Below are 20,327 nucleotides of genomic sequence, written 5' to 3'. Positions count from 1 at the left end.
GCGGAGCCGGCGATACATGCAAGCCGCAGTACTGGCGGCATGGATGCTTCTTCCTTCCGGATGCTGGAGCAACAAGGAAATCGAAACCCAGAGCCTGCAGATCGCCGTCGCTCTGGATCTCCCTCATCCGACGAAGGTCGAGCGCGGACTGGATGCCGTCAATCCGGATCGGCATGCCCGGGATTATATCACGAATACGTTTCAATTGATCATTCCGGGACAGGTGGGCAAGATCGGGGGATCCACGAGCGAGGAGCTGAGCACGAGGCCGTACAGGAATATTTCGCAGACCGGGGAGTCTGTATTCGGCAACGTAAGGGAGCTGGCGAAGAGAATCAGCACGCCTCCTCTGGGACATCATCTCAAGGTCATCATCATCAGCGATGCGTTGGCCAAGCGGTATGATATCGCTTCGTTTCTCGACTTTTATTTCCGCGACAACGATATCCGTCTCAGCCCGCTTATCCTGATCAGCAGAGGAGAGGCGGGCAAAACGCTCGAATCGGACAGCCAGACGGACATTCCCGGCTTCCAGATTCCGGAGACGGTCCGCAACCGGTTCCGCAGCAATAAAATCCTTCCGCCGGTCCAGTCCTACGAGCTTCTCAGCATGCTGAGATCCAAAAAAAGCTTTCTGCTCCAGACAGTCGTCAAGTCGGACAGCGAACTTGAATATAGAGGAGCGGCGATCGTCAAGGGTGAATCGGGGAAGATCGCCGGGTATTTGAGCGACCAGGAGCTTGAGGCCGCATCCTGGATCCGGGGAGGAAACCGCAGAGGCGGCGTGCTCAAGCTCGGAAGGAACTTGTCCAATGTGCCGATCGATATGGAAATCGGGTCGATTCAAAGCTCGATTGCGGCCAAAGAAAGCAACGGACGGTTTCATTTCCTGGTGGACGTCGAGGGAGACGGAGAAATCATGGAGGATTGGAGGCAGACGGCGGTGGGCAAGTATTCGGATGCCTATTATCGAGGCATGGAGAGGAAGCTGGAGGAGGAAGTGAAACAGAACATCGAATCGTTGCTGGATCAGCTGCAGAGCCGCTACCATGCCGATCCGCTCGAATTTCATGAAACGGTGCGCAGGAGAATGCCTCGGACATGGAAGAAGGTCCAGGAGCATTGGGACGAGCATTTTTCGGCGGCGGATGTGGAAGTGCGTGTGCGGATCCATCTCGCGGGGCACGGAGCTTCAGAGCTGTCTTAGCTTGTTTCCGAACGGCAAAACAGCCGGCCATCGCAATGGATGGCCGGCTGCCTGCGTGCTTGGATTACTTGGTCGTTTCGTTCAGCGGCTTGGCCGTACCCGTTGCTGCGGGACGGCTGCCCGCTGCTCCGGAAGCCAATGATTTGACGGTGCTGAACAATTTGTCGCGGGCGGGCTTATTGCGCATCAAGTAGGTGACTCCGGCGCCGACGGCAGTAGCGAGCAGTTTTTTATTCATCGTTGTTCCTCCTTGATCTTCGGTGGGATATGTGCTCATTAACCGATTGGACGAGGTGGAAAACGAAAGAACTGAACCTCTTGCAGCCGAAGGATTGCCGTTTCGCCAAGAAAGCCTGGCAACACTTCGAGCAAAACGTTGTTCATCAGGCAGCATGGGGGTAAAAAGAAGCATCGCCGCCGGGCCGTAGACCCCGACTTGCGTGCGGAAATTGAAGAGATTGTTCGGTTGGAAATGCAACATGTCGGCTTCAAATCGCGTTATTTACGATATCAGGCGAAGCCCGTTCGGGAACGAAATGCTGCCGCCATCAACCACACCCTGAGAACAGGGTCGCGACAAGGAGAGGTCACTCAGTCATGAAATCAATCCAACGCTCTTTCATTGCTTCTGCCGCCATTATCGGCGTTCTTCTGGCTTCAGCCGGTCCTATCGGCAGCCTGGGCAAACCCGGCTTGGCCGAAGCGGCGGCTCCCGGCTGCACGGACGGAGACCACGGCATTTTCTCCGGCGAGCCTGCAGGAGGCGGGAGCTTCCGCTTCTCGACTCTCGACTTCCTGAATCCGACGACCGGAAGGGCTGCGGGCAACGGGTTTCTGATCGGCACCTCCGACGGCGGCTGCAACTGGCAGTCGATCTATCAAGGAACATGGCAGTTCTCGCAGATGGATTTCGTGTCCAATACGACCGGATGGGCGCTGGCCCGATCCGCGGCGTCCGGACCGAACGCGCTGATCAGGACGGCCGACGGCGGATCCACATGGGAGAAGCTCAAGCCGGAAACGGCTGATCTCGAGCGCATACGGTTCCTGGACGCTTCGCGCGGATTCGGGTACAGCCGCGCCTTTTCCTACTATACGTCGGATGGAGGGGTCAGCTGGAGCCGAATTCCGACGCCTCCGAACACGCGGGGAGCTGAATTCTCCAGCCGCAACACCGGCTGGGCGATCGTCGTCGATCCATCCAAGGGATACCGGCTGGAGCAGACGCTGGACGGGGGCAAGAGCTGGACCACGAAGCTGTCGGCCCCGTCGGAAGAGGCGAGCGGAGGCGTCGTGCGCGTGTCGGGGCAAGCCGTTTGGGCGATGCTCATGGGTGGGGCGGGCATGTCGCAGCAATCGTACTCGCTGTATGCTTCCTCGGATTCGGGATCGACATGGATCCGGACGATCGGGCAAAATACGGCCGGAGGCGGACACGCCCCCGGCGAAGGAGAAGCCGTCACCGGCATGGGGCCCGCTTCTCCGGGAGGGCATCCCGGCGAGCTGAAGCTGATCGGCGCCACGGCCATACTGTCGGGCTATTCGCCTGCGGCAGGCAAGGTCGGCATCGGCCGCTCCCCGGATGGAGGCAGGACCTGGAGCAGCGGCGGCATGCTGCCGGGATTCGGAGGAGCTGCGATCAGCTTTGCAAGCCCCGCCATCGGCTGGATCACCGTCGACGGCGACAGCGGGACGGCGGTCTACTCCACCAAGGACAGCGGCAAAAGCTGGACCAAAACGATCGGAGTGGCGGCAAAGCCATCCTTGCAGTGAAGCATTGAAAGAAAGAAAAGCCTGAAGCCCTTAGAGGGCCTCAGGCTTTTGTCGTTCAGCGGGCTGCAAACCTACAGCAGAAAGATCGCTGCGACCGTCGTAACGGCGAGTCCAATCAGCACCGGCTTCAGATTGCGGCGGGCGAGCTCGAACGGGCTCACGCCGCAAATCGCCGCCGCCGGAATGAGCGCCCACGGCACGAGCGTGCCGCCGCCGACCCAGATGGCCGCGATCTGCCCCAGCGCGGTCAGCGTGTCGGTTCCCGAGCCGATCGCCGTGCCGAACAGATGGGCGATCGAGCCGGCCAGCGAGATGCCTGAGAATCCTGAGCCGTCGAGGCCGGTTATGGCGCCGGCCGCCGTCAGCGTTACGGCTGCGACCGTTCCGTTGACCGGTACCGCGTGGGCCAGCGCGACGCCCAGATCGTTGACGATGCCGTGGGAGCCGACGGGGAGGGCGGCTTCGCCGAACAAGGACGGCAAGGCGGAATCGCCGAGGTAGAAGAAGGCCGCAATCGGGATGACCGGACCGAACACCTTGAAGCCGAACAGAAAGCCGTCCACGATGTAGGCGGTCGATTTCTCCAGTCCCGCGCCGCGGTGGGCAAGCATGGACAGAACGACCGTAATCAAGGCGGCGGTTCCTCCGATGAGAGCGGTCGCATCCCCTCCTTGCAGCTTGAGGGCGAACATGACTGCGACGTCGGCGGCGAACAGGAGCGGAATGAGGACGGCGAGCGCTCTCTTGATGCCGATGCCGAGGCCGGCGGACTGTGCGGACGGCCGGGCATGCGGATCGCCTCCGAAAATCGAATCGGCGGGGCCGGAGCCGACGAGGCCGTCGCGCCAAGCGCCGGACTTCTGATCGCGTCTCATGAGCCAATAAGCCGTCAGAGTCGTGACGACGCCCATGACGATGACGAGCGGCACGCTCGCCTCCATGACCTGGGACACCGGCAGGCCGGCCGCGTCCGCCGTCAGCTTGGGAGCGCCCTGGATGATGTAATCTCCCGACAGCGCGATGCCGTGGCCGAACAGGTTCATCGCCATGGCCGCACCGAGAGCCGGAAGTCCAACCCGCAGGGCGACCGGCAGCAGGACGGCTCCGATCAGCGCGACGGCCGGAGAAGGCCAGAAGAAGAACGAGACGACCATCATGATGAGGCCGATTCCCCAGAAGGCCATCCCCTGGGAGCGGATCAGTCCCGTGAACGGCCGGATCATTACCTCGTTCACGCCGGTTTCCATGAGCAGACGGCTCATCGCGACGATAATGGAGATGATGAGGATGGTTCCGGACAATTCCTTGATCGCATAGATAAGGCTGTTGAACGTTCCGCTGACCGCGCCGCTCAGCGTGCCGCTCGCCAGCAAGCCGATGATGCCGATGCCGAGCACGCAGACGACCGTCGTATCGCGGCGCATGGCCATGAAAGCGACGATGATGCCGATCAGCAGCAGGTAAACCCAATGGATGGCTGTGAGCGTGAGCTCCATGAATCCGTCTTCCTCTCCCGACAGGATGTCTGTCTATGACATCCTATGCGGAAGCGGAACTAGGCGTTCATCCGTGCTGCGCGTTCATTTTTTCGTAGACAAGGAAGGTTCCAGCCTATAGGTTCCTTCCGCCGCCTCGAGGATGAAGCGGCTCGGTTCGCCCGGGCTGAACAGCTGCAGGCGGTGCATCGCTCTCGTGCAAGCCGTGTAGAACAGCTTGCGCAGCCGTTCTTCGCCGTACGCTTCGGCCGAAGCGTCGTGGATGAGAACGGAGTCGAATTCGACGCCCTTGGCCAGGTAAGCGGGAATGACCATAAGACCGCTCTGGAATGTGGCGGTATCCTTCGTGACGAGGCGCAGCTCCTCCAAACCCGGATAGGAGCGCAGCGCTTCCCATGCCGCCTTGCTTTCGGCCGCCGTTTTGCAGATGACCGCTGCGGAGCCGGAGCCGGCTTGCTGCAGCTCCAGCAGGCTGGCGGCAAGAAGGCGGTCCCGTTCGGCCGTGCCGGAGGAGGCGATCACCTCGGGCAGCTCCCCGGGACGGTCGAATGGAATGATGGCATCGCCTCCCGGAAGCATTGAGCGGGTGAACTCGACGATCGGACGGGTGGAGCGGTAGCTGCGGCTGAGCACGATCGTTTCCGTTTCCTCGGCTCCGTACAGGCCGGCCAGCAAGGCGTTTCCTTCGAGTTCCGTGGAGTGGGCGAAGATGGCTTGGTTGAAGTCGCCGAGCGCCGTCATCTTGGCGAAGGGAAACAGCCTTTTGAGAAACTGGAACTGGAACGGGGAATAGTCCTGGGCTTCGTCGACGAGCACGTACCGGATGCCGGTATTGGTGCGGAAGCCCTGCACAAGCTCCGTCAAATACAGCATGGGCGAGGCGTCCTCGTAAGGAAGACAGCGTTCGGCAAGCCGTTCGCGGGTGAAGCGGCATACATCTCCCCATGACGCGGGGAGGCCGGAGCCGCCGGCATCTTCCCGGAACAGCTGCAGATAGAGGTTGTGCATGTCGATCCACGCCAGCCTTGCGGCCATCCGGCGCAGCGGCTTGAATGCCTCGCGAACGAGCTGCTCCCTCAGAAGCCTTTCCTCCAGCGCGCTCTCGTCATGCTCCTCGCCGCCTTTGCCGCGCCGCTTGCGCATTTGATTATAGATGCTCTGGTAACGGTCATTGTCGAGATATTCGATTTCATTGCGCACCCATTCCTCGGCGCATTCCTCTTGCTCCAGCCGCGACAGCTCCTCCAGGAGCCATTCGCGCAGCAGCTCGATGCGGTTCGGCAGCCGGATATGGGCTTCGAAGCCGTAGAAGCGGGCGCCGATGTCTTCGCGGCTGATGAGCAGCCTGCCGCGGAATTTGAAGCCGCGGAATTTCATGCCGGACTGAAGCAGGCTGTCCGCGAACGTTTGAATCCGCTCCAGGAAGCCCGCAGAGTTTTTGTAGCGGATGGTCTCGAGACGGAGGCGTCGCCCGGCGGCGTCGCCGGATTCGTCCACTATCGCCTCGAGCTGGTCATTGATGTCCTCGATGTCGTACCGGCGGCCCAGACGCGACTCCACGTACTGCTGGAACGTCGTTTGCCGGATATTCTCCTCGCCGAGCTCAGGCAGCACCGAGGAAATATAGCTGTTGAACATCGGGTTGGGGGAGAACAGCACCATCTGGTCCGCGCCGATCCGCGTACGGTGCTTATACAGCAGGTAGGCGACCCGCTGCAGAGCGGCGGATGTCTTGCCGCTGCCGGCGGCGCCCTGTACGATCAGCAGCCGGGAGAGGTCGTTGCGGATGATGGCGTTCTGCTCCCGCTGGATCGTCCCGACGATGGCTTGCATCTGGGAGGTCGAGCTGCGGCTGAGAGCTTCCTGCAGCAGCTCGTCGCCGATGGTCATTCCCGTGTCGAACATGGCCTTGATGACGCCGTCGCGGATGGTGAACTGCCGCTTCAGCGTCATTTCGCCTTCGATGGGCCCTCCAGGGGTGTCATAGGAAGCGGGTCCGGGACCGTAATCGTAATAAAGGCTGGCGACTGGCGTTCTCCAATCGTAGACGAGGAAGCTCTCTCCGTCTTCCGTCAGGAAGGAGGCGGTGCCGATATAGATCGGATCGGTGCTGCCGCCGGCTTCATTTTCCTGAAAATCGATGCGGCCGAAGTAGGGAGACGGCAGCAGGCGGCGCATTTTCGTCAATCCTTCCCGCAGATGGCGGTGGCTGCGCTCGCGCTCGGAGAGGATTTCGGCCTGCTGCTTCATGCTTATCGCCGTCTCCAGCCGATCGTCGCCGGCCGTCAGGTTGACGGTCACGTCATCCCAGAAGTCGGCGCGGATATCGACGACCTGCGTTTTGAGATCCGATACGAGCGGCTCGTCGCGAGCGATCCTCGTTTGCAGCTCCCCGCGCACGGCATCGACGCGGTCCTGCTCCTGCTTCCATAACTCGCGGTTTGCCATGGGGCACTTCCTTTCCTTGGTTCGTACTCACCGGCTGTCAGCCTGCCGAAAAAATATTGACGGCAGGGGAGAAGGGGTGTATAATACGATTGAGATAAATGTGATTTATCTCATATCTTTTAACCATCTAATGAATCTTATCATTTATTGAATTCTATTTCAATATGTGCAGGCCGGATCACTTGATCCGGCCTTTATTTATGTTCGCCCTCGATTATGATTCTCCTCCGTCATGCTCGGGAATATAACGGCCTTCATTCGGATAAGTATGAGCAAGAATGGAGGGGGATGAACGATGATCCGGTTCAATTCGGTCTGGATAACGACTCCCGCCCAGGCTGAGCGCTACAGCCGGCAGCTGGCGCTTCCGGCAGGCAGGCAGGAGGAAGATTTCCCGCGGATGCGTCTGCTGCTCTCCCGCAAGCTCATTCCTTTTTTCGCCTACGGACAGCTCACGCTTGGAGACAAGGAAGCCGCTTTCGAGCCCCTCAATCCGACCTTCTCCTCCGTGGCCGTGTATCAGTTCTACAACCTGAACAGGAGTCTTGCTTTCAGCTATGAATACAGCGACTTGATCGTGAAGAAATTTCCGCAGCCGGTGCCGAATCCGCTTCCCGTCTATGGAGACTGGGTGTCGATCGCCAGCCGCTCCAACAGCGTGGAATATTGGCTGGCATCCTCCAGTCCCGGCGCTCAGCTGTATACTTGGCTGGTCAAGATCGGAAAAAAACGGTAATGGCGATTCAACGGGGTCCTTCTGGAGTAAGTACTGGATAGAATGTACGCGGGAGGTAGGCGAAGACGATGACGATCCAGATCAATTCCACGCTGCTCGAGACGGTTCAGGGGGACATAACCCGCATCGAAGCCGATATCATTGTCAATGCCGCCAATGCCAGCCTTTCCGGCGGCGCGGGCGTAGACGGGGCGATCATGCAGGCTGGCGGCATCGCCATACACGACGAGCTGATGCTGATCCGCAATGACAAGGGAGGCTGCTCCACCGGAGACGCGGTCATTACGACGGCGGGCAAGCTTCCGGCAGCCTATGTCATCCATGCGGTGGGACCGGTCTGGCAGGGCGGCGGCCACGGAGAGAAGCGGCTGCTCGCCAGCTGTTATCGCAGAGCGCTGGAGATCGCCGACGCCAGCAAGGCTTCCAGCATCGCTTTTCCGGCGATCAGCACCGGCATATACGGGTATCCCAAGGAAGAAGCGGCGGCGGTCGCTTTTGCCGAGGTGAAGGCATACATCAAAAACCGCGAGGACACTTCCATCAAAAGAATCACTTTCGTCTGCAAGGACGAGGAAAATTGCCGCTATTACGGCATGCAGATGAAGCAAGCCTACCTGGCCTCCAGCTAGGCATGCGGCCGGACCGGCATCCGTAGGGATGCCGGTTTTTTCCTTTCCTGCCCTCTGCCCGATCGGGCAGAGGGCGCCCCATGGCCGGATTCCCCCATGCTGTTCCGGCATGTTATCCGATATAATGGCAGTATGAGCTGACAAAGGGGTGGATCCGTGCTTTATTATTTCGCGGCTCTGACAGCCGCAGGTGCGGCGGCTTGGCTGGCGCGGCCGCGGGAAGCGGTCAACCGCTGGGCCGCCGTTTTTATGCTGACCGCGGCTTCGGGAGGGCTGACGGAGCAGCTTCGGCAGCGGGGACTATCAGGCTTGGCGGAGGCGGCCGGATTGTTCAATGCATGCCTGACTCCTTATGCGGTCCTGATTTTCTGCCTGTTGTACGGCGGCTTCCTGCCGTCAAGCAGGCAGCGGCTGGCCGCCAAGCTGCTGCTGCTGGCGCCCCCGGCTGCATCCGCCGCGAGCGCCTGGCTGCTGTCGCCCGCACATGCTCCGAACTACGGCATGCTGCTCGTATGGGCGGGACCCTATTACGCGGCAGCCTGCGCATGCCTCCTCGTGTCGCTGCATAGGGAGCGGCATGCCGCCAGCCGCAGGAGTAGACTGGCGTTGACGGCCGTGATGGTGCCGACGCTGCTCGGCGTTCTGGGCTTTATCAACGTCGGCCGCGCGCTGCGGCCTCAGTACGATTTCTTTCCCTATGTGGCCATGTTCATCGCCTATTCGTTGGGGGCCGCCTTGATCGCCATCTTTCTTTACGGCGTTCTCGGCATCAGGCTCCGCGTGGAGCGGGATCCCGTCGAGAGCGCGATGCGGACGGCAGGCATGGGCGCTTCGATGCTGAGCCACTCCTTGAAAAACGAAATCGGCAAAATCAAGATCGGAGCCGAGCTGCTCGATCGGGAGCTCAAAGCCGAGCCTCAGCGGGCGGCAGAAGGCGGCGCGGCAGAAAGCCTGGAGCTGATCCGGGAATCCGCTGACCGCATGCTGGATACGGTGACGAGGATTCACGGCCAGACGAGGGAAATGGATTGGCGGGAGCAGCATTGCCGCCTGGACGAGCTGCTGCTGCGCTCCGTTGCCCGATGCAGCGCCGCCGCCGCTCTCCGCGGCGTCTCGCTTGCTGCGGGCAGCATCCAGGTTCCTGCGAAAGTGAGCTGCGATCCGTTCCACCTGGAGGAAGCGCTCGTGAACGTTATCTCCAACGGAATCGAAGCGGCTGCTCCGGGAGGGACGGTCTCCGCAAGCCTGCTGCGGGAGCGGAGAAAGCTTGTCGTCCGGATCGCCGACGACGGACCCGGCATCGCCGCCGTCCATCTGCCTTATCTGTTCCTGCCCTTTTACAGCACGAAGCAGGGGCGGAGCAATTATGGAATCGGCTTGTCGTATGTGTACCAGGTCATGAAGCGGGCCGGAGGCAGAGTCGACGTCAGGACCGTGGAAGGAAACGGCACGACGCTGGAGCTGACGATGGCGCCAAGCCGTTTGCCGGATGGAAAAAGGGAGGCTGGATCAAGGAATGGGAACTGATGAGCGTGATGATCGGCTGATCCGGATTTTGATGGTGGAGGACGACCCGGACTGGATCCGCGCGATGAGCCGCTTTCTGGGCGGCGAGCCGGACATGCTCCTGGTAGCTTCCGCGCGGGGGCCGGAAGAGGCCCTCAAGGCTGCCGCCGCCTTGGACTATGATGTCGTCCTGATGGACATCCAGCTCGGCGAAGGGGTCCGGGACGGAATAAGCGCAGCCGCCGATCTGCTGGAGCTGCGGAATTCGCCGGTAATCATGCTGACCTCCGTGGGCGAGGAGCGGGCGATGACCCGCTCCTTCGCTTCCGGTGCGGTGCAGTACATCGGGAAGACGGACTACCGGGAGTTGCCGGCCGCGATACGCAAGGCCGTATCCCAACCGGCGCCCATGGCGGCTCTGCTGAAGGAGTTCCGCAGGCTCAAGCGGGAGGAGCAGCTTCAGCCGCTTACTCCATCAGAGCGGGAGGTGTATGAGCTGATCGAGCGCGGCACGACCCAGGCCGAGATCGGCAGAAGGCTCTTCAAGAGCGAGAGCACGCTGAAAAACCAGGTGAACCGGATCCTCAAGAAGCTCGGCGCGCGCAGCAGCCGCGAAGCGGTGCGCAAAATCAAGAGAGGCGACGGGGACGGCGCCGGAATAGAGCGGGATTAGCGGAACGCGGCGGCATATGCACGGCAAAGAGGGCCTACGGAATGTAGGCCCTCTTTGCCGTTCCCTCCTCTTCTTTTGAGGCCTGACGCTGTCTCCGCAGCAGCGATACGATAGAAGCAGCAGGAAGGGCTATGAAAGGGAGGGCTGTACAATGAAACGATCGATCGCTCTCGTAGACGGGAACTGCGCGCTTTGCAATGCGCTGACACGATTCGCCGCCGATCGGGATCATGATGACCGGCTGCGCTTCGCGGCGCTGCAATCCGAAGCAGGCAGCGTCATTTTGGAGCGGCACGGGTTGAAGGCGGTAGAAACAAACAGCTTCGTCTTGGTGAAGGAAGGCGAAGTCTATACGAAGGGAACAGCTGCCATGATCTTGCTGCGAATGCTTCGAGGCGGGAGGCTGCCCGCTATGATGCTGCAGACGCTGCCTTCCGGCATCAGGGATATCGGCTATGACGCTCTGGCCAAGCTCCGGCACCGGCTGGCGCCGCATGGAGGCTGCAGCCTGCTGGATGCGGAACGCATTCGAGGCAAGCGGGTGGTAAACGCCGAAGAAGCTCTCCAATTGCTCGGCGAGGATAAGGAGGCGGAAAAATGAGCCGAACCGGGAACAAAAGCCTAGTTGGGAAAATCTCCGTCCAGCCGATCTACGTCGAGATGAGGATGCGCTGCGGTGTCGAGGAGCTTTGGCATCTGACCCAGCAGCCCAAGCTGCATGAACGCTGGGATCTTCGGTTTACGTCCATCGACTTTCTGCCGCAATCGGAAGGACGGGAGGGCAGGCGGTTCCGCTACCGGACGCGGATCGGCTTCGGCGCGGCTGTGGAAGGCTTCGGGACAACGAAGACGAGGCCGCACTCCGCCGCCGGCCGGAGGCTGTCCACTTTAAGGTTCTCTTCCTCGCAAAAATGGTCGTTGCTCCGGTCTGGAGCGGGATACTGGCAGTATGAGGAAACGGGGGAAGGGCTGCGGTTCATGACCCGCTACACGTACTCGACCCGGTTTGGTACCGCCGGGAAGCTGGCGGACCGGTATATGTTCCGGCCTCTCATGGGATGGGCGACGGCGTGGAGCTTCGATCGTCTCCGGATGTGGGCCGAGAAGGGGTGGCAGCCGGAGCTGGTCGCCGCTATGGCTGCGATTCATCTGGCGTCCATTACTGCTCTTGCGGGCATGTGGCTCTACGAAGGAATCGTGCCGAAGCTGCTCCACGACTCCGGCACGGAGCTCGGCATGCTGGCGGGGCTTGGCCTGACATCGACGGCGCAATCATTGGCCCTGCAGCTGCTCGGCTGGGGAGAAGCTGCCGCGGCCGTCATTTTAGTGGCCTGCAGGCATTCCCGAGCGGTCATCACCATCCAGGCCGCCTGCCTGCTGCTGCTGTCCGTATGCGGAGCCGCGCTCCGGCCGGAGCTGCTGGCCGAGCCGTTCAATCCTCTGACGACCACGATTCCGCTGCTCGTGCTGTCGGCGGCAGCAGCGATTGCGGTCCCTTATTGCCCCCGGGCTTCGAGATGCCTGCGCAAGCAGCCGAGGGCAAAAGGGGGGAGGAGCCTATGAAAAGGAAGGAGTCTGAAGTGATGGACAGGTTCAAGGGAGCCGGACAGAGCGCCGGCAAGTCGATCTACGAGCTTGCGCTCGGGAATGAATTCAGCAAGCTGCATCCTCGTATCCGGGAGCGCTTCTCCTTGCACAGCGGCTCGGCATCCGCGGCCGTAGGCAGAGGGACAATGGATGCTGTCTGGCATCACCCTCTGGTCAAGCTTCCGCTCCATATCGGCAAGATGCGGAATATCATGTTTCCGGAGAGCGGAGCATCCGTTCCGTTCACGGTGGAGAATTACAGCTACAAGGACCGGTTCGGCAGGGAAACCGTCACCTGGATCCGCACCTTCCGGTTCCCGAAGCGGATCCGCCGCTTCGATGCGACGATGATATTCAGCCGCAGCCGCGGCTGCATCGTCGACTATCTCGGCAACAAGCAGCATTTGGCAGTCGATCTCGATATGGAAGCGACGGCGGCGGGCGGCATCCGGCTGCGTTCGGGAGAGCAGCGGTTCTACGAGGGCTGGGCGGGATTCCGCTTCCCGGATGCTTTTACCGGCCAAGCGGACGTGGAGGAGTGGTTCGACGACGAGGCGGGTCTGTTCCGCGTCCGTGTCGAGGTGAAAAGCCCGCTTCTGGGCGATGTGTTCCGTTATGAGGGCCGTTTCGAGAACAGTATGGAACGGGCTGGAATCGCCGTGCCCCCGCATGTGCTTCCCATTCGCACGGAGCGTCGGGAATGAAAGGACCCCCGCTTGCCGGCTGGCATATCGGGGGCCGATTGCTGTCGTCAGGATGCTTGGAAAGCGATGGCGGCAGAAGCGGCAGTCCTTCTGCGAGCCAGGGAAGCACCGGGAGCGCCGGAGCCGAGGAATCACCGGGAGCAGTGGATGCCGAGGAAGCTGCCGGAGTCAAGGAAGCACCGGGAGCTGCCGATGCAGAGAAAGCTGCCGGAGCCTAGGAAGCCGTTGCAAGCGTCGAAGGCAACGTCCGGCGCAAGGGCGGCATCGCCGAAGCGAGCCTGTTCAGCTCGGCTGCGATCGCCGCAGTCGAGATTGCCGGGGATCCGGCATTGACCCGAGGCAGAAGCAGCGGATCGGAGGTTCGGCTTGCGAGTCCGGGAGCTGTCGTGAAGGCGTATTTGATTCCCTGCGCCCGCAGCAGGGAGACCGCTTCCGGCGTATGCAGGCCGTAGGGATAAGCGAAAGAATCGACCGGACGAGAATTGAGCCGCCGCAAGGCGGTCAGGCATCTGGTCGTATCGGCGGTTATTCGGGCCCGGTAATCGGCGTCGCTTTCGAGCCTGCCGGCACGGAGAAGGCGGCCTGTGAGCAAGTCATGGCGCCGGTCGATTTTGACATGCAGCGCGTCGGTATGAGCCTGGACCTCCATGGCGGGATCGTCGGTTTCCATCTTCTTGATCTCCGCGGGCGTCATATGCGGCGTGTAGACGAGAGCCGAAGGGCTGAAGTCGCCGGTAATGACGAAGCAGGCTCCGGCAAGGCCGCGCTGCCTCAGAATCGGATAGGCATAACGGTAAAAGCTCTCATAGCCGTCGTCGAATGTAACGAGCAGCGAGCCTTTCGGCACGCTTTGCTTGCCCTGCATGAACATTCGGAACTGCTGCAGCGAGATGATCCGGTAGCCGATCTTGCGGAGACCGTCGAGCTCGGAGGCGAACTGCCCCGGCGTGATCGCGTCGGCTCCGGCTGCGGTCGGCTCGATGTCGTGGTACATGAGCACGCCGACTTTGCCGGTGAAGGAAGCCGGAACGGCCGCAGGAACCGGCAGTCCCTGGGCAGAGGCGGCGCCTCCGCTTGCCGGAGCTCCTTCCTTGTGCTTGCCGCGAGCCGGGAACTGGCTCCAGCCTTGCTCCCGGGAACCGGGGAGCTGCGCGGCGGAATGCCCGGCGACAGGCTTGCCGGCGATGCCGCGAAGCAGGATAAGGCCGAGCAAGGCCGCCGCGATCAACACGGCTGCAAAGCCTGCCGCCAAAGGAATTTTCCATTTCATATCGTCTGCCTTCTTTCGCATCCGTGTCGTATCGGAGCGTATCATCCGAAGCTTAAAGCCAGCTGAAAAGAAGATGACGAATCGGCTTCGCCGCTAGTCCGCTTTCCGGGAGACAAGCCGGACGAGATCGAGCAGCAGCAGCGGCAGGCTCGCTCCTTCGGGATAAGCCAAGTAGCGCGGCTCCCAGGCGGGGTCGAACTTTTCCTTGTAGCGGCGCAGTCCCTGGAATCCGTACCAATGCCCTCCATATTGGAACACGAGACGGGCAAGCTTCTCCTCGCGGAAGGACTTGCTGCTGCCGCCCACGCTGGCCAGCGGAGCCATGCCGAGATTGAAGCGTTCGAAGCCTTCGGCCTTGCACCATTCCAGCAGGCGGATGAACAGCAGGTCCATCACGCCATTGGGGGCGCCGGGCAGATGCCGCATCAGATCGACCGACATCGTCCTGCCGCCGTCCTCCGATGGGGCGAGCGAGGCAAAGGCCGCCGTCCTGCCGTCCGGGCCGCTGATCAGCGCAATCGGAAAACGCTGCAAATAGTCTTCCTTGAACCAGCCGAGCGAGAAGCCCTTCTCGCGGCGGCCGCCAAGCCAGGCGTCGGACACCGTCCGCAGCTCGTCCATAAGCTCGCGGCTGTGCGGAGGCGCCGCCATGCGGAAGCTGAAGCCTTCCCGGTCGAAGCGGTTGCGCACGCTGCGCAGGGCGGCCTGGCTTTTGCCTGCAAGCGTGAAGGCGGCAGGATCGGCGAAGGCTTCTTCCCCGAGCTTGAAAAAGCGCAAGCCGTTCTCATGATAGACGGGGAGATAGTCCGGACTTGCCTGGTAAAAGACGGGCGTCATCGCATAACGGTCCGCGTACGCCTGGAATTCCTGCACGGCCCTGCTCGCATGCTCCATCGGACCGAGCGGATCGCCGAGAGCGACCAGCCTGCCGCGGATGACGGCATAGGGAATAAGCGCTTCGCCGTCTGCGGCCCAGAAAAGGCTCTTGTCGCCTGTATACAGAATCGGAGTGAGAGGATTGCCCTGCTTGCCTCCGACAAAGGCGCGAAGCTTCTCCAGGTCCTGCTCATCCGGAGCCGAGCCCGGCGGCCGCCCGGGACGCAGCAGCATGAGGGCGGCGAGGAAGATCCAGGCTCCGGCAAGTCCCAGAGCGGCGCCTGCCGCATGCTCGCCGGACGACAGCAGCAGGCTGCGGTCGAACGAGCGCGGAAGATGATGCAGGAATCCTTTGCCGGAATGGTCGGCGACAAAGCTGTACAGAAACGCCACCACGGCGGATATGCCCAGCATGGCCCCGATCCGGCCCGCCCCGAGCGGCGCGCTCCGGCGATAGAAGCGGGAACGGGAAATCCACAGCAGCAGGGCGACGAGGAGCAGGAACAGGGCTTCCTCATAGTCGAACGCCTTGGCGAAGGTGAAGCCTGCGCCTGCGACGAGCAGGACGAGAACGGCGATGTAGGCCCGCTTCACCTTGAGAGAAATTCCTCTCGACAGCATGACGAGCACGATTCCGATCATGACGGAAAGATGATGGGAAATATGCATGACCGGCAGCGTGAGCAGCCCTTCGGTCAGCTCCAGCCTGCCGAGCAGGCCCGGCGTCGCCGCGGACAGCAGCAGCACCGCTCCGGCCGCGAGCACGAGCTTGGAAAGCGCCCATACGCCGACATCTCCGATATAAGCGTTCTGTCCGGGCCAGGACCAGAACCGCTGCCAGGCGTTGAACGCATTCTGCATTTTGCCGTTCTCGGTCAACGGATTCCGCTTGCGGCGGGGAATGAGCTCGATCGCGGCCATCATGAGGCCGATGATCCATGGGATCAGATAATAAAAGATGCGGAACAGCAGAAGGATGGCGAGCGCCCGGTTGGCATGGCCGCCGTACAGCTGCAGTCCCAGCACGGCGATGAGGTCGAAGGCGCCTGCGCCTCCCGGCGCCATGCTCACCAGGCCGGCCACTGCGGCCGCGACATAGATGCCGAGCACCGTATCGACAGGCAGCTCCGGCAGCATGATGTGCGCCGCAAGCGTGAATACCGCCGCCGCCGACAGCCATTCCAGCAGGGAAGCGCCGAGGCTTGCCGTTATGACGCGCCAGGGCAGCTGGCTTTCGCCCCGGTTGAACCAGCGGGCGTACAATTTGGAGCGCTGCATGGCCAGAAACAGCGGAACGTACAGCGCCATGCCCCAGACGGCCGGGTACAGCCAGGGGTGCGCATCGAACAGCTTGGAGGCACGGAGGAGGCCGAGAGCGTCTCCCCAGGCCATGATGGACAAGCCGGCGATCATGACCGGCGACAGGAAGACGACGGCTTTGGCCGCTGTCTGCACCGGCACGCCCTCGCCCCTGTAGAGCAGCGCCCTGAGGCCGGCTCCGGTGAAGCCGGCGAAGCCGAGCACGTTGTTGGACGTATTGGCGATCCATCCGAAGCGGAAGGTCGTCCAGCGGCTCATCTCGAGCCTGAAGTGGCGGCGGACGACAAAGTCGTAGCCGCTCATGGCGGCCGCGGCGGCAAGGCCTGCCGCCAGCAGCAGGAGCATGTCCCTGTCCGGCAGCCGCCGCAGCTCGCGGAGCATCGTGCCGGCCGACATGTCATGGAACAGATGCCTGCCTTCAAAAAAGACAAGTCCGATGACGAATAGCGGCAGCAGCAGGCGCAGCGCCTTGATCCGATAGATCGGCTCAAGCGCCTTGACAGCTTTTATCCACGGACGGGATTCGGCGTTGCGGCCTTCCTGTTCTTCCTCGCAAGCCTTGTTTTCGTCGGTCGGGTGGGTCGGATGGGATGGATTCATTGCGCTGTCCGCCTTTCCTGAAAATGCCGGATGACTTCCTGTCCTTCGTATGTTATCACACCCTCCCCGCTTTTTCTTCCGTCCGCCGCCGCGGCCGGGACCATGGCGCTGGAAATCCGGGACAAGGTTAAGTATGATAAGGTCATGAACGACGAGGGGGAAGCAGCAGGTGAAGTGGGAAATCATCCATGCCGAGATGACGGTTGCCGAAGACGGCGGTTATGTCGGACAAGTGCAATTCAAGATCGAAGGACATAAGCAGGCATACGAAATTGCGCTGCAGAGCAACAAGAGAGGCAAGGACTGGGCATACGGCTTGTTTTTCAAGGACGAAGCCGGGCCGGAAGCGGAGATCGAAGCGGTGGAGGAGGAGCTCGAGGACAACGACGAGTTCTACGAAGCCTTGATCGCGGCCGCCAAGGACGCTCTCAAGCAAGACTAGCCGGACGTAAAATTGAAAACCCGCATGCGAGGGCGACTCCGCATGCGGGTTTTTGACGTTCTCTGCCTGATGGATCCCATCTTTAGTTGCGTTGCCTGGAAGAAAGGGCGGCAGGAAATTCGATGAAACGGTAGAATGGCGCTGTTCCAAAATGGAATATAATGCGAAAATCAGTGAACAGCGAATTCCTGGAGGCCATTCATCCTTCCGTCCGGAACTAGCTCAGCTCCTTGCTCATCCTGACATGCGGAATTCCTGCATCGAGGAAAATGTCGGGCGACACGGGCTTGTACCCGAGCTTGGCGTAGAACGGCTCCGCCTGGCATTGGGCGTCAAGCACGGCGCGGCCGTACCCTGCTTCCCGAGCGGCTTGCTCCATCGCCTGCACGATGGCGGAGCCGGCGCCGCGGCCGCGCATGGAGGCCAGGACAGCGATCCGCTGCAGCTTGGCGCTGCTTCCTTCGAAAGCCTTGACCCGGCCCGTTCCGACCGGCGCGGCGTCATCGGTCAGGAGAACGTGGATGCACGACTCCGGAGACTCGTCGTAATGGTCGAGCTCTTCTTCGATGGAAACTCCCTGCTCACGGACGAACACTTCCTTGCGGATATGGAGGCATTGCTCCAGCTGTTCTTTCGTTTGGACTCTAGTTGCAGACAACATTCGTCATCATCCCTTCCGCTGATTGCTTCCGGTGTATTGTAGCAAATCGGCGCCGGCAACCGCAATTAAGAGGGCGACAACAAGGAGGACTCCTACATGGATAGATTTCGAACAATCGCCATCAGCGACATTCACGGCTGCAGCCGTGAGCTTGGAAAGCTTTTGCAGAAAGTCGGTTATCGCCCCGGTGAGGACAGGCTGATCCTGCTCGGCGATTACGTGGACCGAGGACCGGACAGCTGCGGCGTCATCAACGCCGTGTTGGCTCTGCTGCGCGAAGGCGGGGGCCGGGCGACCGCGCTGAGAGGCAATCATGACCAGCGCTTCCTCCAATGCCTGCGCCATCCTGAGCCTGAGCTGATTGACAAGTTTCTCGGGCAAGGAGGGCATGAAACGCTGCGGAGCTACGCTCGGGCCGCCGGAACGGAATACCGCGGGGCGGCAGACGCCTCCGGCATGCTCCGGCTTATCCGCACCGAATTCAAGGAGCATGTCGAGCTGCTGGACAGCCTCGATCTGCATGCGGAGGACGAAGCCTTCATTTATGTCCATGCAGGCATTGATCCGGCTGCCGGGTCCAGCTGGAAGGATCAGCCCAGAGAGCTGTTCATGTGGATAAGGGAGCCGTTCTACCACGCTCCGGTGACGGCGGGCAAAACCGTCGTCTTCGGCCATACTCGTACGATCAAATTCCAGAAGGAGCCGTCGGTCTGGTTCGGCGGAGACAAGATCGGAATCGACGGCGGCTGCTCGGCGGGCGGCCGTCTCAACGCCCTCCTGATCGACGCAGCCGGCGGCGTGAGCGAGGACGCTGTCAACGCGGGAGAATCCCCGGCGGGCCGCTGAGGCATTGCGGCCATTCCGCTGGTGACGCTTGCTTCATTTGCCGCCTCCTGAGGGTATAGGTAGCTATAGAACGAATTGCTTAGGAGGAGACAGCATGAAACATCTCAAGCCATCCCAGCTGGACTTTCTGAAGAACAGCCTGCTGCAGGAGAAGAAGGAGCTGGAGGCTCACTTCGACCTCAATCGGGAAACCGATCTGGAGGGAGCGCCCCTGACCGCCACCGATTCCGACGGGGAGCTGTCCAGCTACGACAATCATCCGGCCGATTCCGGGACCGTCACGTTCGAGAAAGAGCGCGACATGGCGCTAGACGAAAAGCTCGGCAAGAAGCTCGCTCAGGTGAACCGCGCGCTGAGCTTGATGGAGGAAGGCAAGTACGGCCTGGATGCTTCCACCGGAGAACCGATTCCGTACGAGCGTCTTGAAGCGATTCCCTCGACCCGGCATACGGTCGACAACGTTCCTGAACGGGAAAGTGGGGAGTACCGCCCCGTCGAAGAAGAGGTCATGACGCTGCCGCCGACGGGAGCGGGAGAGAGCAGGCAAGCTCATTCCGGCCGCTTCGACGACGCGGATGCCTGGAAGACGCTGGAGGAATACGGCAACGCCTCCGATACGGTTGCTGCCCAGCCGGAAGGCGCCGAGGCCGCAAATGAAATGGAAAAGCTTCGCTAATCGAAGCGCTCCTATCGAAGCCATAGGAAACAGGAAATCGGACCGTTCCGCGGTCCGGTTTTTTTTCGGATCGACACCGGGGGAGGGACGGAATGGACCCATTGTTCGGGCAAATTGCGCTCAAGCTGCTGATCGCGCTTGTCAGCCTGATGATCATGACGAGAGTGCTGGGCAAAAAGGAGATTTCGCAGCTGACCGCATTCGACTTTGTATCTTCGCTCATGCTAAGCGAGCTGGTCGGCAATACCATTTACGACAAGGAGGTCGGATACGGCCATCTCGTGTTCGCCTTGGCTGTCTGGACGCTGCTGTCCTACGGCATGGAGAAGCTGCTGAACCGGATTCCCTGGCTGTCCAGGCGGGTGACGGGCTCGCCGGATCTGGTCATCCGGGAAGGAATCATCGACCGTGCGGCGATGAAGAGGAACAATCTGGACTTCGGCCAATTGAGCATGCTGCTGCGCGAGAACGGCGTCTTCTCCGTGCGCGATGTCGCTTATGCGCTGTTCGAGACCAACGGCAGCATCAGCGTCCTGAGCAAGCCGGCCGCAGGCGGCAGTCAAAAGGAGGAGCCGGACAGCCCTTCCTTGCCGGTGAGCGTGATCGAGGACGGAGACATCGTCGACAGGGCGCTGGAGTCGCTGGGCAGGGACCGCCAGTGGCTGCTCGGATTGCTCGCGCATATCGGCATCGATGATGAGAGGCAAATCCTCTATGGGGAATGGTCGGACGCCAGCGGCTTGTTCTATCAGCTTCGTTCCCAGCGGCCTCCCGGGCCGGGAGCGAAGAAGCTGCGGAACAGGGATCGGACCGGAAAAAGCGGGTGAAGACCTTGTTTGACAGAAGATTTCGGCGAAGATTAAGATGAGTAGGAATG

Annotated in this window: 20 protein-coding genes; 14 read left to right on the top strand and 6 right to left on the bottom strand. The window is 61.3% G+C overall.

The window, feature by feature from the left end:
- Window positions 1–16: 16 nt before the first annotated feature.
- Window positions 17–1,207 carry a Ger(x)C family spore germination protein gene (locus VE23_RS05165; RefSeq protein WP_049867496.1) on the top strand — a complete coding sequence of 397 codons (1,191 nt, stop codon included), beginning with the start codon at window positions 17–19 and terminating at the stop codon, window positions 1,205–1,207.
- A gap of 64 nt (window positions 1,208–1,271) precedes the next feature.
- Here the strand turns inward: VE23_RS05165 and VE23_RS26950 are convergent, their stop codons facing one another.
- Window positions 1,272–1,445 (bottom strand): hypothetical protein, encoded by a 174-nt coding sequence (locus tag VE23_RS26950; RefSeq protein WP_198156135.1) that lies wholly within the window; start codon window positions 1,443–1,445, stop codon window positions 1,272–1,274.
- A 359-nt stretch (window positions 1,446–1,804) separates the two neighbouring features.
- Here VE23_RS26950 and VE23_RS05160 point away from each other — a divergent pair, with 359 nt between their 5' ends.
- Entirely contained in the window at window positions 1,805–2,980 is a 1,176-nt protein-coding gene (locus tag VE23_RS05160) for a hypothetical protein (RefSeq protein ID WP_048743701.1), read from the top strand.
- Between the two features lie 71 nt (window positions 2,981–3,051).
- Here VE23_RS05160 and VE23_RS05155 read toward each other — a convergent pair whose 3' ends face one another.
- On the bottom strand, window positions 3,052–4,476 hold the full coding sequence (locus VE23_RS05155; protein WP_049867495.1) for a hypothetical protein: 1,425 nt from the start codon (window positions 4,474–4,476) through the stop codon (window positions 3,052–3,054).
- 84 nt (window positions 4,477–4,560) lie between these two features.
- The gene (helD, locus tag VE23_RS05150) at window positions 4,561–6,924 is read right to left on the bottom strand and encodes an RNA polymerase recycling motor HelD (RefSeq protein ID WP_049867494.1); all 2,364 of its coding nucleotides are present in this window, start codon (window positions 6,922–6,924) and stop codon (window positions 4,561–4,563) included.
- Window positions 6,925–7,219: 295 nt separating this feature from the next.
- On the opposite strand from helD, the gene VE23_RS05145 reads away from it, so the two are divergent.
- The 8 genes from VE23_RS05145 to VE23_RS05110 all read left to right on the top strand — a co-directional run bounded on the left by VE23_RS05145 (window position 7,220) and on the right by VE23_RS05110 (window position 12,977).
- A complete protein-coding gene (locus VE23_RS05145) occupies window positions 7,220–7,660 on the top strand; it encodes a hypothetical protein (RefSeq protein ID WP_049867493.1) in 441 nt (146 codons plus the stop codon).
- A gap of 68 nt (window positions 7,661–7,728) precedes the next feature.
- The gene (locus VE23_RS05140; protein WP_021880836.1) at window positions 7,729–8,289 is read left to right on the top strand and encodes a macro domain-containing protein; all 561 of its coding nucleotides are present in this window, start codon (window positions 7,729–7,731) and stop codon (window positions 8,287–8,289) included.
- A gap of 156 nt (window positions 8,290–8,445) precedes the next feature.
- A complete protein-coding gene (locus tag VE23_RS05135; RefSeq protein ID WP_049867492.1) occupies window positions 8,446–9,816 on the top strand; it encodes a sensor histidine kinase in 1,371 nt (456 codons plus the stop codon).
- Window positions 9,806–10,468 carry a response regulator transcription factor gene (locus VE23_RS05130; protein ID WP_048748531.1) on the top strand — a complete coding sequence of 221 codons (663 nt, stop codon included), beginning with the start codon at window positions 9,806–9,808 and terminating at the stop codon, window positions 10,466–10,468. The genes VE23_RS05135 and VE23_RS05130 overlap by 11 nt, the downstream gene beginning before the upstream one ends.
- Window positions 10,469–10,619: 151 nt before the next feature.
- Window positions 10,620–11,069, top strand: a complete 450-nt coding sequence (locus tag VE23_RS05125) for a thiol-disulfide oxidoreductase DCC family protein (RefSeq protein WP_049867491.1) — start codon at window positions 10,620–10,622, stop codon at window positions 11,067–11,069.
- On the top strand, window positions 11,066–12,031 hold the full coding sequence (locus VE23_RS05120; protein WP_049867490.1) for a DoxX-like family protein: 966 nt from the start codon (window positions 11,066–11,068) through the stop codon (window positions 12,029–12,031). The genes VE23_RS05125 and VE23_RS05120 overlap by 4 nt, the downstream gene beginning before the upstream one ends.
- Window positions 12,032–12,051: 20 nt before the next feature.
- On the top strand, window positions 12,052–12,759 hold the full coding sequence (locus VE23_RS05115; protein WP_049869640.1) for a DUF4166 domain-containing protein: 708 nt from the start codon (window positions 12,052–12,054) through the stop codon (window positions 12,757–12,759).
- Window positions 12,756–12,977 carry a hypothetical protein gene (locus tag VE23_RS05110; RefSeq protein WP_049867489.1) on the top strand — a complete coding sequence of 74 codons (222 nt, stop codon included), beginning with the start codon at window positions 12,756–12,758 and terminating at the stop codon, window positions 12,975–12,977. The genes VE23_RS05115 and VE23_RS05110 overlap by 4 nt, the downstream gene beginning before the upstream one ends.
- Here the strand turns inward: VE23_RS05110 and VE23_RS05105 are convergent.
- Both VE23_RS05105 and mprF read right to left on the bottom strand, forming a co-directional pair.
- Window positions 12,974–14,029: a polysaccharide deacetylase family protein gene (locus VE23_RS05105; RefSeq protein ID WP_049867488.1), complete on the bottom strand. Its 1,056-nt coding sequence runs from the start codon at window positions 14,027–14,029 to the stop codon at window positions 12,974–12,976. The two genes, VE23_RS05110 and VE23_RS05105, sit on opposite strands and share 4 nt — an antisense overlap.
- A 93-nt stretch (window positions 14,030–14,122) precedes the next feature.
- Window positions 14,123–16,825: a bifunctional lysylphosphatidylglycerol flippase/synthetase MprF gene (mprF, locus tag VE23_RS05100; RefSeq protein WP_084781307.1), complete on the bottom strand. Its 2,703-nt coding sequence runs from the start codon at window positions 16,823–16,825 to the stop codon at window positions 14,123–14,125.
- Between the two features lie 169 nt (window positions 16,826–16,994).
- Here mprF and VE23_RS05095 point away from each other — a divergent pair, with 169 nt between their 5' ends.
- Complete coding sequence (locus VE23_RS05095) at window positions 16,995–17,267, top strand: hypothetical protein (RefSeq protein WP_069202429.1); 273 nt, start codon at window positions 16,995–16,997, stop codon at window positions 17,265–17,267.
- A 217-nt stretch (window positions 17,268–17,484) separates the two neighbouring features.
- Here VE23_RS05095 and VE23_RS05090 read toward each other — a convergent pair whose 3' ends face one another.
- Entirely contained in the window at window positions 17,485–17,928 is a 444-nt protein-coding gene (locus VE23_RS05090; RefSeq protein ID WP_021878573.1) for a GNAT family N-acetyltransferase, read from the bottom strand.
- 96 nt (window positions 17,929–18,024) lie between these two features.
- Between VE23_RS05090 and VE23_RS05085 the strand changes: the two genes are divergently transcribed.
- The 3 genes from VE23_RS05085 to VE23_RS05075 all read left to right on the top strand — a co-directional run bounded on the left by VE23_RS05085 (window position 18,025) and on the right by VE23_RS05075 (window position 20,277).
- Entirely contained in the window at window positions 18,025–18,774 is a 750-nt protein-coding gene (locus tag VE23_RS05085; RefSeq protein ID WP_049867486.1) for a metallophosphoesterase family protein, read from the top strand.
- Between the two features lie 94 nt (window positions 18,775–18,868).
- Window positions 18,869–19,450, top strand: coding sequence for a hypothetical protein (locus VE23_RS05080; protein ID WP_048748527.1), 582 nt, complete (start codon window positions 18,869–18,871; stop codon window positions 19,448–19,450).
- Between the two features lie 92 nt (window positions 19,451–19,542).
- Window positions 19,543–20,277, top strand: a complete 735-nt coding sequence (locus VE23_RS05075; RefSeq protein WP_049867485.1) for a DUF421 domain-containing protein — start codon at window positions 19,543–19,545, stop codon at window positions 20,275–20,277.
- The last annotated feature ends 50 nt before the right edge of the window (window positions 20,278–20,327 follow it).

Origin of the sequence: Paenibacillus sp. D9 (genome assembly GCF_001188365.1) — a bacterium.
GTDB classification, from domain to species: domain Bacteria; phylum Bacillota; class Bacilli; order Paenibacillales; family Paenibacillaceae; genus Paenibacillus_O; species Paenibacillus_O humicus.
This window is presented reverse-complemented; position numbering and strand designations above follow the sequence as displayed.

What these genes read in the sequence shown, in the direction of transcription:
- VE23_RS05165 (WP_049867496.1), top strand. Translation starts at nt 17, where the DNA reads ATGCAAGCCGCAGTACTGGCGGCATGGATGCTTCTTCCTTCCGGATGC.
- VE23_RS26950 (WP_198156135.1), bottom strand. Translation starts at nt 1,445, where the DNA reads ATGAATAAAAAACTGCTCGCTACTGCCGTCGGCGCCGGAGTCACCTAC.
- VE23_RS05160 (WP_048743701.1), top strand. Translation starts at nt 1,805, where the DNA reads ATGAAATCAATCCAACGCTCTTTCATTGCTTCTGCCGCCATTATCGGC.
- VE23_RS05155 (WP_049867495.1), bottom strand. Translation starts at nt 4,476, where the DNA reads ATGGAGCTCACGCTCACAGCCATCCATTGGGTTTACCTGCTGCTGATC.
- helD (WP_049867494.1), bottom strand. Translation starts at nt 6,924, where the DNA reads ATGGCAAACCGCGAGTTATGGAAGCAGGAGCAGGACCGCGTCGATGCC.
- VE23_RS05145 (WP_049867493.1), top strand. Translation starts at nt 7,220, where the DNA reads ATGATCCGGTTCAATTCGGTCTGGATAACGACTCCCGCCCAGGCTGAG.
- VE23_RS05140 (WP_021880836.1), top strand. Translation starts at nt 7,729, where the DNA reads ATGACGATCCAGATCAATTCCACGCTGCTCGAGACGGTTCAGGGGGAC.
- VE23_RS05130 (WP_048748531.1), top strand. Translation starts at nt 9,806, where the DNA reads ATGGGAACTGATGAGCGTGATGATCGGCTGATCCGGATTTTGATGGTG.
- VE23_RS05125 (WP_049867491.1), top strand. Translation starts at nt 10,620, where the DNA reads ATGAAACGATCGATCGCTCTCGTAGACGGGAACTGCGCGCTTTGCAAT.
- VE23_RS05120 (WP_049867490.1), top strand. Translation starts at nt 11,066, where the DNA reads ATGAGCCGAACCGGGAACAAAAGCCTAGTTGGGAAAATCTCCGTCCAG.
- VE23_RS05115 (WP_049869640.1), top strand. Translation starts at nt 12,052, where the DNA reads ATGGACAGGTTCAAGGGAGCCGGACAGAGCGCCGGCAAGTCGATCTAC.
- VE23_RS05110 (WP_049867489.1), top strand. Translation starts at nt 12,756, where the DNA reads ATGAAAGGACCCCCGCTTGCCGGCTGGCATATCGGGGGCCGATTGCTG.
- VE23_RS05105 (WP_049867488.1), bottom strand. Translation starts at nt 14,029, where the DNA reads ATGAAATGGAAAATTCCTTTGGCGGCAGGCTTTGCAGCCGTGTTGATC.
- mprF (WP_084781307.1), bottom strand. Translation starts at nt 16,825, where the DNA reads ATGAATCCATCCCATCCGACCCACCCGACCGACGAAAACAAGGCTTGC.
- VE23_RS05090 (WP_021878573.1), bottom strand. Translation starts at nt 17,928, where the DNA reads ATGTTGTCTGCAACTAGAGTCCAAACGAAAGAACAGCTGGAGCAATGC.
- VE23_RS05085 (WP_049867486.1), top strand. Translation starts at nt 18,025, where the DNA reads ATGGATAGATTTCGAACAATCGCCATCAGCGACATTCACGGCTGCAGC.
- VE23_RS05080 (WP_048748527.1), top strand. Translation starts at nt 18,869, where the DNA reads ATGAAACATCTCAAGCCATCCCAGCTGGACTTTCTGAAGAACAGCCTG.
- VE23_RS05075 (WP_049867485.1), top strand. Translation starts at nt 19,543, where the DNA reads ATGGACCCATTGTTCGGGCAAATTGCGCTCAAGCTGCTGATCGCGCTT.